The following is a 17,544-nucleotide window of genomic DNA, read 5'->3' as shown; positions in this document are numbered from 1 at the left end:
AATTTAACAAAAGGGGGAGTTTATGTGAAATTTTTAAGCAGGCTTTTTATGCTGATAGTAATTGTTACTGCAATTGCTTCATTTAGTTTCATTAATGTGCATGCTGCTGATTCATGGGAACCCAGGCAACCACAGGACCTTCTTGTGGTATTGGTAAATTTTAAGGACACAAAAATGGACACCACTTTGGAACAGTGGAAGAAAAGATTTTTTGGCATGAATGAGTCAGTATATGATGAAGACAGGAAAATGGAGCTATATTTTCCTTCAGTTAACGACTACTACAAGGAAAACTCAGAGGGCAAGTTTTATTTCAATCCTGCAAAAGAAAATGAAGGTGTTGCAAATGATGGAATAATTACTTTGGATTTGGATATGAATCATCCATACACTGGAAAGACTGATGATAAAATCTTAGATGATTCTGAAGGTGTAAGATCGGTTATTAAAAAGGCACTCAATACAATTAAGCAAATGGGCGACAATTCAGGTACAAAGGTTGTCGATTTTTCCCAATATGATAAAAACAAAAACAAATCCATTGACAGGAATGAGTTAACTATAGTTGTTGTTTCTGCAGGATTTGAAATCAATTATCATTATGACAAAACACCTGTTCAAAGGGCCTGGGCTTTTGCTGATTTATATCTTACTGATAATTATAAAACTGCAGGAAGTTCAAAATCCTATAAAATCAACATAAACTATGCAGCAGGAATAGCTGAAAAAAAAGCTTATCAGGTTTCAGTAACTGATTCAAAAACTGGGGCTATAACTACTGCTACAAAAGAAAAAATAGCAGGAATTGGTACGGCATGCCACGAGATTGGTCATTTGCTGGGACTGCCTGATCTGTATAATACAAATAAAAATAGCAACGAACTGGCAGCTACCGGATGGCACACACTTATGAGTAGTGGAAATGAAAATGGAGCTGTAACAATGGAGGAATTCATTGCGAATAGACATATTGATAGGGGTGAGCGTCCAGCACACCTTGATCCTTACAGTAAGACCAAGCTTAATTTTGTGAATCCCATTGAGGCCAAAATTTCGGGTAAATATCTGGTTTCTTCCTTTGATTCCCCTAACAATGAATATAGTGTTATTAAAATCAACATACCCGGAACTAATAAATGTTATTTCATTGAAAACAAACAGCTTACCGGATTTGATGCTGGAATAAATAAATTCAGTACAAAACCCGGTATAGCAATTTGGTGTGTAAATCCCAGTCAGTACAATTCATCAATAGCTCCAAATAATAGTAAATGGTACAGAGCTGTTGAGCTTGTACAGTCAAATCAAAACAGATTGGGATTAAAGGAGCTTGATGGCCAGACTTTTTATAGCGGCGAGCACTACTTTAGCAGCCAAACCAAGACTTACTTTACATCTGGGTCAATCCCTTCATCTGATAAAAAAATAACCATAACCAATATGAATGATAGTAAACCGGACATGTGGATTGATATTCAAATCGGGTCAAATCCTGTTCCAGAACTAGATGCACAATGGGGTGAAATGTATGAATTCAAAATTATCAATAAAATGCTACCCGATGTTTTGGAGGATGAGAATACAACTGACCCTAATTCAGTTTATTTAAACGAAGATAATGATAGTTTGAGTCAAAAGTGGTTTTTTGTAGCAACTGGAGATGGATATTATAAAATAAGGAATGCATCAACAAATGAGATTATCGGGGTTTTAATGGGTAACGAAGGAGAGGAAATCATGAGCATTGCTGATTCGGCAGTTGTTGATGATCGAGAAAAGTGGTATTTGGTTAAGGAGGATGACAGCTATAAAATAGTAAACAAGAAAAATAACATGTTTTTGACATTTGACGGGGATAAGATGGTTGTAAAAAAGCAGGTTGCCAAAGCACCAAAAATACCATTTATAATTGTTAGAAATGGAAATGTTATATTTACTTCGAGTGCTGCGACAATACAATACAGCCATAAATGGTATATTACACCATGTGAAAACAAGCTTATACGAGCAGTTGTATCAGGTGGCGGGAAATATGCCGGAAAGTCCTTTTTCTTCCAGTGGGATAAATTCAGAAGATATAACTGGGCTACAAAGGAGTTTGAGGACAAAGGGTCACTTCCTACATTTGTTTGGCACCTTCCAAAGGACTTCATAGATTTCGACACAGCCTTTCAAGGTGGAGGAGGGTTCTACAACTCTGCATTCTTTATAAAGGGCGATCGTTATGTAACTTATGATTTTGTAACAGAGAGGGTTACTTCATATTCAGATACAAGAGGCGCTATAGGGTATAAATGGAAATTGCCGGCACCTTTTAGCAGCGGTGTTGATGCTGCTGTTAATGGAAAAGGAGCATATGAGGGTAAAACACTTTTCTTTAAAGGCAATCAGTTTATAGCATATGATTGGAATACTCATTCTGTGGGCAGTGCGAAAAATATCAGTGAACTTGGACTGCCGGAGCTTTTTGGTAAGGGAATTGATGCAGCAGCAGATGGACAAGGAAGCGATCTTGGTAAAACATTTTTTATCAAACAAGGAAAATGTATTTCCTATGATTGGAACAGTGGAAGTGTGACAGGAAATATCACATCTCTTTATGATGCTTTTCCAAAGGCAATGAAGGGGCTTTCTGAAAAGCCAAAAAGAAATGTTATTGTTTATATTACTATTGATCCTATAAATCACAGGAATGAAAAAGGAGAAATGGTTCTTGATCATACTCCGTATTTAAATGGCCTAAAGGAAATTGCTTCAAAATGGAAGACGGTACAGCTTTATGTAGATGACTGGTGGATCAATGACACATATCCTGAAATGTTTAAGGATCCACATGTTTTGTGTGCGTATGGTGGATACAAATTTAAGGAATGGTATGAATACTTTCCGGACACCACGGAAGAAAGCAAGTTTAATAATTTAAAGAAAATGATTGCCAATAATATTACAATTACCAGAGTACCTTTCTTTGGAACGGGCGGTTGCCACCAATTACTTAACAGCATGTATCTTGATGGTCTGAGCAAATTTAAATCTATAAACCATATGGAGAAAGATGGAGATACTGCTGTTACTATTGAAGATGAATTGGAAAAAGACAAGGATGATAAAGTTATAAAGGTAAATCCTAAAATACCTAATCCAAGGCGTGGAGAAGTAGGCATATTCCCCATAGAAATGAATATTGCCGGTCATAAGAATGATCCTCTTCTTAAGGCATTTTTGGCACCTGGAAATACAAATAAATCATACTATTTTGCCCAAAACCATTATGATGAATTACCGGATATGTTACCGGCTTCAATTGTTCCTTATGCCTCTTATGGACTGGAACCTGCTTTGCAGGCCAAATCTTCCATGGCGAATCATTCTATAGTGGGTGTAACAGAAAGAACACATTTCCAGATGTATGGCAATGAACCTGTAAGTAACCATGTGTTATATACAACACAGTTCCAACCTGAGCTGAGGAGTTCATATTTTAACGAATGGCTTGATGTACCGGCTATGGTTAATGCTGCCAATATCAAGAAGCAGGCGGACCAGAACGGAGAAAAGCTGTTGTTGAAGTTTTTTGATTTGGCCAACAATTTCTATATCAAGTAAGCAGTCTATACAAGATAGGAAAAGGAGATGAATTGAATGCGAAAAATTCTAACAGGATTAATGCTGTGCATTATGCTTAGTCTGTGTTTTGGGGTCTGTAATACAGCTTTTGCAGCAGACGATATCAGCATATGTGTCTACAGTATGGGAACAGAGATATCTGTTACTGATGGCAGCTATGTTAAAGGTGCCCTATATGCAAAAATAAAAGGTGATCCCATTGATTTTAAAAGCATAGGGATTAGGACGTATAAAACATCAGGTAGTGCACCGGCATTTATAGGCATCAATCTTAGCAACAGTCAATCAGGTGGATATATACAAAAAGCTTTGTTTGATTTTGAGCCGGGGGAAGACAAATATACATCTGAAATAAAAGTAACATATAGCAGTAACACAGTAAAAACATACAAGATTTCGTTTAATTATACAGGGAAAATTCCCGAGGTAAGTATCAAGCCTTCAGGATATATAAACAGCAGTGATAACGCAACCTTGTACATAGGGAAAAATACAATTCGCAAAAGCATTAATTACATAGATGTCACACATGAACTTATAGAGTCAAGCGTTCCAACCTCAAAGGTGATAAAGAGTTATAATGACGGTAATGCGAAAAGGTTTTATCCTGAGACCTTTAACATGAGTGAGCCATTGGAAGAAGGATATCACAAATTTACAGTTGCGGTAAAATACTCTTATACTCAGATCAAAACGTTTACCCATGTTATTAAAGTGGATAGGACCGTTCCGGCCATTAATGTCAAAAGTGATGAACTCGATATGTTCAGAAAAAACGGTGATAGATTCAGATTTGATGTATTGGAAGTCGGTGCATGCAAATCAGGTATAAGAGACGCTAATATTGTCTACTCCCTAAGAAATGAAAGCGGAGAAATTACAAAATGGGAAACGGCAAAAATGGCAGGTATGCCTGATCGCGACACGGTAAATAACTGTTATGTTAAAATTCCGTTTTACACTGAACCAATCACAGTTAGTGGGGACGGCATAAAAACAATTGCTGTCTATGTGGTGGACAATGCCGGAAACAGTGCCACCCAGGATTTTCAAATCAAATTTGATGCAACAAAGCCAAGTATAGATAAATCTGAGTTTTATAATGTGTCTGATGATACATTGGTTGATATCAAAAGCGATGACGGAGTTTACCTGTCCCTTTCGGATAAAATAAAACTCAGGGTAACAGGAACTGACAATTTATCGGGTCTGGGGAAATTGTATCTCATAAGGAGTGATTCCAATTCTGCAAACCCCGCTCCAACACAGGAGCAGATCATTGAAGCTGTTAAAAAGTCAGATCCCAATGCAGGTGTAGTGGAATTTGAAGGAAGTGATACTGCAGATCTGGAAGTAAGTACTTTATCAAAAGGCAAGTCTTATGATATCTATTACTTTGCAGCCGATAATGCAAATAATTACAGCGATATGCAAAAGATGAGTGTGGTATTTGATACAGATGCTCCTGAAACACCGATAGTTACCAGTTTGAGCCATCCAGAGGCTGCATCAAAGGTGAATGGTGCGTTGATTCCAAAGTCAGATATGGCAGGGAATAAGCAACAGTTTGAGTTCAAAGTAACAATTCCGGATAGTCAGAACATGAACTCTGTTTCTTCAATTGAGTATTCAATAAGCAAATATTCACTTAATTCAGGTGTATCTACTGAGTTTTTGGAGTCAGGGAAAATTACCACTGTAAAGAGTGGGTCATCTTATGAAAGGGTATATACCAAGATCAGTGATGTCATTTTTGAAGATAATGATAAAGCTGAATTTTATAAGGTTCAGGTACAAACAAAGAGTAAGAACGGCCTGTTAAGCAGCCCGGCAATTTTCTACTTCAGAGTTGACACCAGGGCACCATTTATGGAATGGAATGAAACAAATTTAGGTAAATGGATTTCATCTGGTAATTCGGGAATTGGATGGACAATTACTGAAAATACAGGAAACCCCAATTACAAATATTTTATAAGTAGCTCCCAGTTGTCTGAGGATGATGTAAAAGTAAAGGAAGGCCAATTTGATACATTAAGCAATGTTACACCATTAAGCGTCAGGGGACAAATTTTTCTCCCATCAAGCATTATGCTTCCAGGTGGTACCAACTACCTTTACGTATTTGCAAAAGACAATGCTGGAAACGTAGGCAGTATAGGAAGAGTGGTTAATGTTGATTCTGAAGAACCTACATTTAACGGCACTGAAGATTTAACCCTTACACTTCATCCAGAAACCAATTCGGTGGATTTGTCCTGGGATGTAATGGACCCTGTATCAGGTATTGATCTCATTAATTACAGGATTGCACCGGTAGATCAATGGAAAACAGCAGGTAATGAATGGAAATATATTAACAACCTTTATCCGGCACCTTCTTCACATCAAGGAACTTATACAATAAAGGGACTTGATCCGACCAAAGAGTACAAAGTACAGTTGGAAGTCCGTGACATGGCGGGCAATTCTGCATATACCAGTGTTGTATCCTTTGCAATGAGTGGTATAACCGGAAGACAGAGGGTTGTGAAAGTCAACCAAAACATAAAAGGGGTACAGATAACAGGCAGATATAATGAGTCCACTGAAGAAGCTATTCTCAGCACATTTAAGATAGTAAGCATGCCATCAGATCTTTCTCTTGTGGGAAGTATGGAAATTGAGGATGTATCCATTGAGATGCTTGGAGGAGTGGTTCAGTCAATAAACATGGATATCAATATCAATGGTGGGGCCAAAATTGGAGAATTTACATTCAATTGCGGTGATACATCCAAAATGATACTTGACTACGATATTTCCTCAAATCCAAATGGAAGCATCAAGTTTGAAAACATCAGTCTCGTATTGCCGTTTGGACCACAGGAGGATGGTTTGTCTCTGCCGGAAGTTACTGTAGGTTTGAGTGCTGATGGCAAGATATACCCAGTTTTTAATTCAACAGATACTGTTAATATTAATTTTCCATATGATGCAGGTGGAGTATCCTTTGAGGGACTAAGCTGCAATGAATCAGGTTTAAAGGCAGGAAGAACAACCATAAGCATTAGCGATAAGACATATACCGTTAATGATGGCGTTCTGATAAATTCAGATGGTACATTAAAACCTGCAACTGGAAATACATTTTTTGAAACCGACAATTTCATGGATTTTTCTCTTGGAGAAGCAGCATATTTCTCAGTAAATGGTATTAAAATCAATGATGAAAGCATTGAGGTCAATATTGATACAACCATTTTGGATGTATTGTTTGTCAGAGGTATATTGGAATACAGGTTTAGTTCAGGAGTACTTTATGATTATTGCGTGTACCTCAATACCATAAATGGAGCACAGTTTTACGCAGGATTAAAGGAAGTGGCAGAGATATCCTTTGAGGAGCTTGCCATATCAAAAGACGATTTTGACGTAAATGGTGGAAGGTTTAAACTTGGGCAGAAATTCCCCATAACAAGAATGGCTAATGACCAATACAACTTTGATGCATCATTTTCAAAGGACTTTTTCGATGTAATAGATGCCATTAAAAAGTTCAAGGTATATGGTACAAGCGGAATAAAGGGTATGGATGTTTCAGGTAAGACCCTTATTTGCGGTATGAAATTTACTCAGGGAACCATAATGAATTTTGAAAAAATTGATGGCAGAATTATGTTCGAGGTTTCAGGCGGCATAGTGCTTCCAGAATCACTTGGAGGAAGAGCCACTGAGAACATCAAGTTTAGCATTGATGATGAAGGAAATATCAGTTTTTATGCATATGACATTGATGTAACAGGAGTTGGCATAGGAAGCTTCAAACTGAAAGCTGAAAAACCTGAGGTTGCAGGTGGAAAAGCATTGGCAAACATTGCGTATGTGGATGGTAAGATTTCGGTACAATTATACAATGCTGTTTTAGATGTGAATTTGCAAGGTAAATCAATTAAATTCAAGCTTGCAGATCTTTCGATAAATGAAAACGGTGGTATAGAAGAGTTCACTTTATCGACAACCAATCAAAATATAACTGTATCAGATATGCTCAGAGTAGATATTGGCAGTATTACCATCTCATACAGTAATGGCGGTTTTAGCATTGGGGCTACTGATGTTCAAGCTGCCATAACCGGGCTTGGTAAATACACAGTCAACAACCTGAGCTTTGATGACAGCGGAAATGTCAATGATTTCAGCATTACTGTTCCATTTAAGTCTAGTCTTACCAAATCCAATGATTATGAATTCAATGGCAATTTGACCATAAGCTATATAAAAAGCGGAAAAACAATTAAGGCTACAATAGCAGGTAATAATGGTCAACCTGCAACATTTACATTAAAAAGTACAAGTGTATCAAGGTTGAAGTCTTTGGAGGGTGTGACTTTTAATATCAATGAGTTCGAAATGATTAACGGTAAAATTGTAAAATGTGATATGTCACTGCCAAATTCAAAGCAGATAAATCTTTTTGGTGATGTTGTAACAGGCTCAATAAACAGTTTGAGTTTCAGCAACACCGGGGATTCAGTTTTATTAGGCTTTGGGGGATATATAAAAGTTAATGCTGATAATAATAGTATCACAGTTAATCTGAAACTTAATTATTATCCGGATATACCCAAAGTCGAAATTGATGCATCATATTCGGGAAATCTTGAATTTAAAATAGGAGGATTCAAACTTAAAGTATCGGATCTTTCAATTACTACCAACAAGGTAGAGTTCAAAGAAGCCGAACTTATACTTCCCGAGGGTCTGGGATCATTAACTTTAAAGGATTGCTACATTGGTCTTAATGGAAAAATAGAACTTGGCGGAGCTGCTTTAAAAATAAACAAGGATATTGTTTATGATGTGGCTGGTTGTGAGCTGTTATTGAGGAATCCTTCGCTGGCAATAACCACTCTGGATGAAATTGTATTAAGGTTTGAAAAAGTTAAACTAACAGTCTTTAAATCTGCAGGAGTTGAAGTAGGAGGTCTTACATTACACTCAACCGGTGATTTTGAATTTGATAAGGCTAAAATCGGTTTACCTTCTTTCAAAATTGGAGGATTGGGACTCAAGGACCTCTTTGTAAGTTTTGGAAAGGATGTTGATGGTAATAAATCCTACAGATATTTTGGAGGCGGCGGAAGTGTTGCCATTCCTGGTCTGGGTGAAGTAGGATGTACATTAATTGTTCAGAAACGTCCAGGTAACTTCTTTGGGGATAATATTAAGGAAGCCAGCTTTAAGCTTGAGCTTGAACATGGTATTCCACTGGGAAACACAGGGCTGGAGATGCATTACCTGTCCGGAGGATTGTACAGGGGAACAATGCCTGATGAATTTCCAAAAGAGTACAAGGGCATGTTTGCAGGTGACTGGAAGCTGATGTCTCTTGGAATAGGTGTGCAGGATGCATCGGGTGGAAAACTTTTAGAGGCAAAAGCACATATATTTGTTGAGCTCAAAGACTTTGAGTGGGCATTCAAGGGAAATGGAAGTGTATTATCCGGAGTAATTGATGGTGAAGTAAGAGCTGCTTATGCAAACAAGATATTTGCAGCAGGAGCAACAGTAAATATGACATTTGCAGAAGGAAAAGTTGATTTCTATGTTTTTAGTCTCAAGGGGAAGACGCAGGTAAGCGGAGAAGGCAAATGCACCATAAGGGTTAATAAAGGTGCATGGTATGGAGGGTATAAGAAGTGGGGAGTAACAATACTTCCTGCAATTCCGCCATGGAATCTTTCTTTAGGCAGTGTCGGCGTGGATTTTGGGCTTTTCAAGAACGGTAAAAAAGGAGTACAGGGCTGGATCGATGTCAAACTTTTGGGAAGTATAAGTGCATTTGTCGGAACAGGCGGACTTGTATTGGATAGTGATTATAAAATATACAATCCTATCAAGGAAAGAGGGACAGCAGCAAGGAGCGGAAGCTTTAATGCAGTTGCAATGCTCGGCACTATGGCCATGGCAGATACAGCTTATGCAGGAGGCAGTATTTTATATGCTGAGGGAGCCGATAGGAACTATTCCTTTGAAACACAAACCGATAGCATTGGCAGACCTGTAAGCATATATAAATTCAATGCAGAGGGAGAGCGTATACTTTTCGGTATGACCTTTGAAGAAGTGCTTCCCGATATGCAGGTAATAGCACCTGATGGAAGTATTCTTGAGTTTGGAAATGATAATATTGAGTACTATGTTGAAAACAATGAGCTCATTATGGCTGTTACAAACCTGGATTCCTATGGAGCTGGTGAATGGAAGATAAGAGCTTCCGGCATATCCAGGGAAGAAGTATTCATCGCATGCAAAAACTATGTACCGGAAATTAATGTTGGAAATATCAGTGTTGATATGACAACAAACAAGGCATCAGTAAATGGAACTGTAACAAACATGAAGGATGGCAGCACATTGAAGCTTGTTTTCCAGAGCAAGGATGGCAGCTATGAGAAAGAAGTTGACGTTCCTCTTACGGCAAGCACCTTTGACAGCATAGTAAATCTTCCATCTCTTCCAGACGGACAGTATGATGTTTTTGTAAGATTGGAATGGGAAGGATCAAATGGCAATCCGGTATACTTGTCTACAGATCCATATCCGGGACTTATTGTTAGTATTGATAATAAGAGCAAGTCAATGGAGCATGTGAAGGAATTGTCGGTATCACCATTTGCATATTACAGGTATGATTCGGATAAAAATGGATATGCTGTGGATGAAAGCGGTAATAAAATAAAAGGCTATGGATTGGCTGTAGAGTTCGAAGATGACAATGAGGCATTAAACGATGGTTATATGCTGCATATTGAGCATCTTGGGGATGCAGGTGAAGTGATTTCTGAAGAAAAACAAAATCTGGGTGCACTAAAGAGTATAAATCTTAAGGGATTCAAAAAGAGGTTTGTTTACACACCACAGCTTGATGCAAGTGGTAACCCTGTTCTTGATGCAAGCGGTAATCCTGTAATTGATGTAACTCAAGTTCCAGACAAGCTTAAGGTTTATGTAAAACCATACAGGATTGATAAAACTGCTGTAGATGAAAATGACAGATACCAGGAAATTGGAAGTACAGGAAGTCTTCTGGTAAAATATGTAGTCATAGGAGAAGATCTGCCTGTAACTACTACTGTTACTTCAGTTGATATCCAGAATGCACCATCTGAAATTGCACTTGAAGTAGGGGGAACTTTCCCGAAAGCTGAATCTGATGTTATAAAGCTTACTGCATATGCAACTGGAGATATGGTAAGGGCAGAGGTGATCGGGGTTCCCAAGGTTACTTTGGTACAAGATGGAAAGAGTACTAACGTTCCGGTAATAACAGCAATTCTTGATAAGACTAATGCCAAGGTTGCAAGTGGTGAGGCAGTTTTCGGTTTGAGGCTGGTTGCTGATGAAAATGCATTAAAAATGAGTAGTGAAGAGTTTGGCAAGGTTCATGACATAAAAATACGTTTAAGTGATGCTGCAAATGTTGAAGGGTATAAGGAAGTAATACTCAAGGTTCGTCTCACTATTCCGACGCTTTCAATAAACAGCATATTGCCTCTTTCTATAAACAATATGACGGGCGGAAATATTGACATCAATGGAACAGGGTTTATAGAAGGTACAAAGGTATATCTGGTAAATCAAAGCGGAACTTCCACCGAGCTTACAGATATTAATAAATCAGCGGAAGAATTTATTAAATGCAATGTACCGGCTGGACTGGCTGGGGGAAAATACAATATAAAGGTAAAAACCACAGTTAGTGAAGCTACATATGGTGAACAGCTTGATATTGTAAAACCAATGGTTGGTATTATTGATTACAAGCTTTCAGGACATGCCAATCCATCAAGTACTGCCAGCTTCTATTTTGGGGTTAAGTCTCTGGATGGGTATACCGGTAAGGCATCATTTACATTTGGCACATTACCTCAGGGATTAAGCTTAAGCCTTGACAAAGCTTCTTATGAAATGAATGCCTTGGCAAAGATCACAGCTACACTTACATCACAGATTGCCCAAGGGGTTCATCAGATTAAGATAATGTGGAAGGGTATTGAGGTTGGAATGCTCAAGATAACAGTAACAAATAATGCAATCACACCATATATATCCTATATTTCACCTGGTACAGTGGGTGTTGGAGACAGCATAACCGTTTATGGTGAAGGTCTTGGCGGAAGTCCTACTGCAAGCATACTTACCAGCAGAAATAATACCAATGTGAGCCTTGCAGTTACTTCTTATGGCAGTTCAATGCTTAAGGCTGCTATTTCATCCAGTGCATCAACAGGTGCATTGAGTGTCAAAAACAATGGAGTAGAGTCAAATACCAAAACTATAAACGTAATTGGTAAAGCATTAAGGATTGTGCCTAAGAAAACCAGCATAATTCTGTACCCTGGAGAAACAGCATACATGCCTTTTGAAGTCAAAGGTGCAGGAAGCGGATTGGAATTGACAAGTTCATCAGATAGCATAAATGTTGATACCGGTATTATTGCAGGTACTGATAAAAAACTTAGGATTTCGGTATCTCCTGATGCACCAAGGAGGACTGTAGTTGCATATATTACGGCTTCAGAGTCAGGTTTTTCTGTGATGGAAGAGATAAAGGTCCTAATAGCAGATCCGTCTCAATCAACTGATGAATACACAAGAGGAGTAGATACTAATGGAAGAAGCGTATCCCTGTGGTTTAAACCCAATAACGTTACTATACAGGGAAATGTAAGCCTCTTGTACAGTATTCGCGGAGGAACTGAAAATACCGTTCAGATGATTCAAAACAATGGAAGATGGGAATTCAAGATAGGAATGCTCACAAATGAATCGATTATCAGCTACAGGTTCAAATATACTGTGTCAAATGCGGAAACTACCACTGACAAGTTTGAATACAGAGTATCTTACAAAGACGCAGATGACGACAGCACCATATTTGATCTGGATCTTACCGACAATGGAGGCAGCGGACCTGTCAGCCTGTGTCTGATTCCCAAAAACGGATTTGTACCTTCTTCTGTGAAAGCAATGTTCAGATTGGCACAACTACTAAAACAGTTGATATGACTTTTGGGTCAGGCAGATGGACGGCAGCTATCGGAACCATGACTGAGGGCACTGAAATAAAGGTTAAAGTCCTCTACGGAACAGGTGTTGACACCATAGAGTCAAATGAACACACCCTTACCTATAAAATACCGGTTTTGGATATGACTTTTGAAACATCCATGGAACGCAATACAAGTGGAAATGTAGTGATGAAAATTGCCACTCCGATTAAGAGTGAAGATAAAACATTCACTGTACAAAGCTTGAAGGTAAAGGTATTCATAGATGGAGAAGAGTCGGAAAAAACTGCTACTGCAGTAACTGGTGGATATACTGTTGATTTGGGGCCGTTATCTTCCATGAGCGAGGTTTACTATCAGTTGAAGCTGGTTGAGGGCAGCAAGCTTTATATGTCTGAATGGAAAATGGATGTTTACAAGGATGCTCCTTACATTGACTACAGATTTGGATTAATAGCTGAATACTTTAAGAACAAAGAGCTTTCAGACATCAAAATGACCAGAATAGATCCCAATATCGATTATAATTATGGAAGTGGTACACCTAGTGAAGATATAGGAGATGATACATTCTCAATTCGTTGGAAAGGTCTGTTGCAGCCAAAGTATTCGGAAGAATACACATTCTATCTTACTGTAGACGATGGAGCAAGGCTTTACATCGATGATAAGCTGATTATCGATTCATGGACAAACAAAACGGCAGCTGGGACAGTAACCGGAAAAGCTGTATTGAAAGCAGGACAGATGCATAAAATATGTGTTGAATATTTTGAAAACACCGGTAATGCTTCTGTTAAGCTTGAATGGTCCAGTGCAAAACAGACAAGACAGGTTGTGCCAAAAGGACGAGTGTTTGCCAAAGAGTCGGATGATTACAAAAATGCAATGTTATTTGCAAGGTACAATTACGAGATTGGTGACGCAATAACTCCATTGATAATTCCAAACATTGAGATTTCAAACATTGGACCGGAAAAGGTAGATCTGACTAATATTACACTGAGGTACTGGTTTACAAATGAAAGCGGAAGGCCTCAAAGTGCAGAGCTTTATTATGCAAGCTGCGGTTCACCGAATGTAATTGCAAAGTTTGTCAAAGTTGATGAAAACAATGCAAATTCCGAGCAATATCTTGAAATTAGCTTTAAATCAGGTGTTGGATTTATTGAACCTGATGGTATAATAAATCTGAAATTGGGTCTCCACTGTAACAATTGGCAAATTATCATCAGGGTGACGACTATACTTTTGATGAGGCAGCACAGATGATGATAACCAACTCAAAAATGACAATCTATTCAAAGGAAAAACTCATTTGGGGTACTGAACCTGAGATATTGGATAACACGGGGATTCCTGAGGTTGCACCAGATATGAAAGTCCAGTATGCCACTGAAACTACTGCACTAACTTCTAATCAGATTGCACCTGCTTTGAAGTTGGTAAATATTGATGAAAAAGGTGTGGACCTGTCAAAGGTGAAGATTAGATATTACTTTACAAATGAGTCTGGAAGAACCCAAAGTGCAACTTTGTATTATGCGGATTGCGGAGCTGCCAATGTAAATACATCCATTGTAAATACAACAGGAAACAATTCCTACTATGAGTTAAGCTTTAAGGAAAGTGCCGGAATCCTTGCACCCTCTACTTCGTTGGTTATAAATTCTGTAGTCACAAGCCAGGATTATGGAACATACAATCAAGCTGATGATTATTCATTTATTGCAACCGGTAATGGAAACTATGTGGATAACGGGAAAATTACCTGCTACTACAAGGATCAATTAATCTGGGGACAGGAACCGTAACAATAGATGAGTAATGCCTTAACCATTGATAAATAGCATGTTAAGATTTTAAGGGTGAAAATAGTAACGTATAGCCGTAACTATGTTCACCCTGTTTTTTGGGGATGTTATATTAAATTACTGATGTGCTTTGTTTTTAGAGTATTTTATTTCCATATAACATTAGTATAAGGTTCATCAAACTATTTGCTTTAAAAGATCATTTTTCATGGCGAATACAGCCAATGAGGTTCTATCGGAAAGGTTCAACTTACGAAGAATGCTTGTTATAATATTCTTTACCCTGCCTTCTGTTATACAAAGATCAGATGCAATGAGTTTATTGCTCTTTCCATTGGCCACAAGTTCTAAAACCGTTTTCTCCCGTTCTGTTAACTGGAATCTTTCATTTCTATGTGTGATATAAGAGTTATCCATAATGAAGCGATACACCTTATCATCAATTATAGTTAGTCCCAGCATAGTATTTCTAATTGCGGAAACAAGATTATCGGTAGCAATATCTTTTAACAAATATCCGTCAGCACCGTGTTTTAGAGCCTGGTATACACTATTGTAGTCATAGAAAGTAGTAAGAATAACCACCTTTATATTATTAAAGAAGGATTTTACCAGCCTGATTGCCTCGATTGCATCCTGTATTTGAGCCTGTAAATCCATAAGCAAAATATCAGGGGAATGTTTTTTGCACAATTCAAAAGCCTTACTGCAATCGGTGGCAAGTTCCACAACTTCAATTTCACCACTACAATTACTTTCTACAATGGACTTGAAACCCTCGCCGATCAGTCTTTGGCTCTCTAAAATCAGCAATTTTATCATATATTATACACCTGCTTTCGTCAACTTGAGAGAATAGCTATGTAAACTTTGTTATACGGTAAAATACCATTTTATTACTATAATAGCATTATTGTAGAAAATGTATAGAGTGAAAAAATTTCACCATAACAGAATATCTTTTCATTATGGACAAAACTGCCGATAAATATTATAAGAAACAAAAGGAGGCTTTTTATGTTTGAGTTTTTAAAAGGAAAAGCCGATTCTGTAAGAGGAATTATTAAAAAAGGCAACACTAAAAATAAGTTAGATAAAAAGATTCTTAGAAAGAATAATATTTCTTTGCTGATACTTGATGAAAGATGGAACAGTCTTTTCAAAAACATTGAAAGAACTCCAGAAATCATAGAAAAAGAAGAAAAACTCAAAGAACTTTTGAAGCTGCAGTCTAGGCTTATGGTTGAGACAAAGGAGATATCAGCTAATAAAAAAGACAGAATGGACAGGATTATTCAGCTTACACCGGAGGTTTTTGACAAAAACAACGAAGAAGCGAAAAAAGAAATGGTTTGTTGTGAAAAGGAGATTAAACATATAAATGTAAGGCTTCCTGCAATAGAGGAGGAACTTGAAAATATTCCTGACCGTATTAAAGAGGCTAATTTAGAGCTATTAGAAGCAACTGTAAATGTTGTGTACTACAAAATAAGGTTTAACCAAAAGAGGATTAAGGAACTTGAGGCTTTGATAGAAGAGGCGAAAGTAAGGCTTAAGGCATACATAGATGAAAAGGAAACACTAGCTGAGGATGATACCGGAATATATTCATATTTTCATGATTTGCTTGGTGCAGAAGAGCTTGAAAAGCTGGATAAGGAGTTTTTCGGTTAAGAAATTAATATTTTAAGGAAAGTCATATTTTAAGGAAAGTCATATTTATAATAAAATCATAATATTGTATAAAAAAGGCGTATCAGAATCACTGGTATGCCTTTTTTATTTAGAAAATTATGTTACAAATTTTTACAAGGATATTAAGCACTTTTTATATAAATTTAACTGTATGAATTTTTTTATGCTTTTAAGAAGATAATATTATTAAAAATTAAAGAATAAATGTTAGTGTGAAAAGGAGCTGTGATTATGAATAGGACACCACTTGACAGATTGTCATTAATTATAGTTATAATTGGAGCGTTAAACTGGTTATCAATAGGTTTATTCAGGATTGACCTTGTTGCATCCATGTTTACAAATCCAACAACTATACCAAGCAGGGTAGTATATACAATAGTAGGCCTTGCAGGATTGTACTGCATTAGCTTGCTCTTCAGGGAAAGTGCACCAGCAAGGGATCAGGCTTAATTTGAAAAAGCATAAAGAATAGTAATATTTATCGTATGCTCGCTGAAACTTAAGATTAAGAATTTAATTAAGTATTCGGCGAGCATACGATAAATCTATTTATGAAATTTATTAAAAGTAGTATATTAATTTTTTAATTTATAAAGATCTATTAATTTTTAATATAGTTACTAGTTACTGATTAGTAGTGTCATGGGGCTTCTGAATTGTACAGTTAAACCCATGTGAGTCAGTGCAGATGTTTTCGTTTTTAGTAATTATATTTTTATCCTTTTCTGATAATTTTAAAACTTTACCATTTGAATTCATTGTTATTACCCCCTTGCCTTAAATTAATTATTTATATATTACCCTCCTCGTCCATGATTAAACAACTATATCTATAAGTATAAAAAACCAATAAAGAAGAATACATCTAACGGAGGTATTTTTTATGCCAAAGAATTCTTTGCTTAGTGGTGCAAGAGGTAAGTATAATGCTTTGAAATACGAAATGGCCAAAGAGACAGCAATTGATGAAAGTTCTCTGATACTAAAAGGGTTGGGGTTTGACGATGATGGTGGGATTGACAGAAATACCCGAGATAAAATTATAGAACTATCTGAAAGATAAAAACAATAAAGGGAGCATTGCTCCCTTATTGTGTATGTATATTATGGTTTGTTGTACACTTCGTGTTATTAATTTCAATAATGCTATAATAATCACAAAAGATTATCAAATAATCTAAAATAATGCTAAGAATTCAAAAGAATTAATAAAACATCCAAAAAAATATCATAAAAAATTGACTTATATATTGAATAATTATCTATTTTAGTATATAATACTGGATAAATTTCCACTTTGATTATCATCATTGAATTTATTTTGTTTAATGTATTTTTATGGTGGGAAT

At 36.9% G+C, this 17,544-nt stretch carries 9 protein-coding genes; 7 read left to right on the top strand and 2 right to left on the bottom strand.

What is annotated here, in order from left to right:
* Nucleotides 1–24: 24 nt before the first annotated feature.
* Genes Bccel_RS23390 through Bccel_RS23375 form a run of 4 tightly spaced genes read left to right on the top strand, consistent with a single transcriptional unit; the run spans nt 25 to nt 14,497 of the window.
* Nucleotides 25–3,606 (top strand): M6 family metalloprotease domain-containing protein, encoded by a 3,582-nt coding sequence (locus Bccel_RS23390; RefSeq protein WP_036935332.1) that lies wholly within the window; start codon nt 25–27, stop codon nt 3,604–3,606.
* A 36-nt stretch (nt 3,607–3,642) separates the two neighbouring features.
* A complete protein-coding gene (locus Bccel_RS23385) occupies nt 3,643–12,681 on the top strand; it encodes an IPT/TIG domain-containing protein (protein ID WP_036935335.1) in 9,039 nt (3,012 codons plus the stop codon).
* Nucleotides 12,597–13,955, top strand: a complete 1,359-nt coding sequence (locus Bccel_RS23380; RefSeq protein ID WP_050753769.1) for a PA14 domain-containing protein — start codon at nt 12,597–12,599, stop codon at nt 13,953–13,955. Before Bccel_RS23385 ends, Bccel_RS23380 begins: the two co-directional genes overlap by 85 nt.
* Nucleotides 13,952–14,497, top strand: a complete 546-nt coding sequence (locus tag Bccel_RS23375; protein WP_050753768.1) for a cellulose binding domain-containing protein — start codon at nt 13,952–13,954, stop codon at nt 14,495–14,497. Before Bccel_RS23380 ends, Bccel_RS23375 begins: the two co-directional genes overlap by 4 nt.
* A gap of 177 nt (nt 14,498–14,674) precedes the next feature.
* Here Bccel_RS23375 and Bccel_RS23370 read toward each other — a convergent pair whose 3' ends face one another.
* Nucleotides 14,675–15,319: a response regulator gene (locus tag Bccel_RS23370; protein ID WP_036935341.1), complete on the bottom strand. Its 645-nt coding sequence runs from the start codon at nt 15,317–15,319 to the stop codon at nt 14,675–14,677.
* A 195-nt stretch (nt 15,320–15,514) separates the two neighbouring features.
* Between Bccel_RS23370 and Bccel_RS23365 the strand changes: the two genes are divergently transcribed.
* Together Bccel_RS23365 and Bccel_RS23360 are read left to right on the top strand one after the other, a co-directional pair.
* Entirely contained in the window at nt 15,515–16,171 is a 657-nt protein-coding gene (locus tag Bccel_RS23365) for a hypothetical protein (protein ID WP_081926671.1), read from the top strand.
* Between the two features lie 252 nt (nt 16,172–16,423).
* Nucleotides 16,424–16,645 (top strand): DUF378 domain-containing protein, encoded by a 222-nt coding sequence (locus Bccel_RS23360; protein ID WP_036935344.1) that lies wholly within the window; start codon nt 16,424–16,426, stop codon nt 16,643–16,645.
* A gap of 174 nt (nt 16,646–16,819) precedes the next feature.
* Here the strand turns inward: Bccel_RS23360 and Bccel_RS32210 are convergent, their stop codons facing one another.
* Nucleotides 16,820–16,954, bottom strand: a complete 135-nt coding sequence (locus Bccel_RS32210; RefSeq protein ID WP_276326121.1) for a hypothetical protein — start codon at nt 16,952–16,954, stop codon at nt 16,820–16,822.
* 124 nt (nt 16,955–17,078) lie between these two features.
* Between Bccel_RS32210 and Bccel_RS23355 the strand changes: the two genes are divergently transcribed.
* Nucleotides 17,079–17,258, top strand: coding sequence for a hypothetical protein (locus Bccel_RS23355; protein ID WP_036935347.1), 180 nt, complete (start codon nt 17,079–17,081; stop codon nt 17,256–17,258).
* Nucleotides 17,259–17,544: the final 286 nt, after the last annotated feature.

Origin of the sequence: Pseudobacteroides cellulosolvens ATCC 35603 = DSM 2933, from assembly GCF_001262605.1 — a bacterium.
GTDB classification, from domain to species: Bacteria; Bacillota; Clostridia; order Acetivibrionales; family DSM-2933; genus Pseudobacteroides; species Pseudobacteroides cellulosolvens.
Note: the sequence above shows the minus strand (reverse complement) of the source record. Positions and strands in the feature narration are given on the sequence as shown.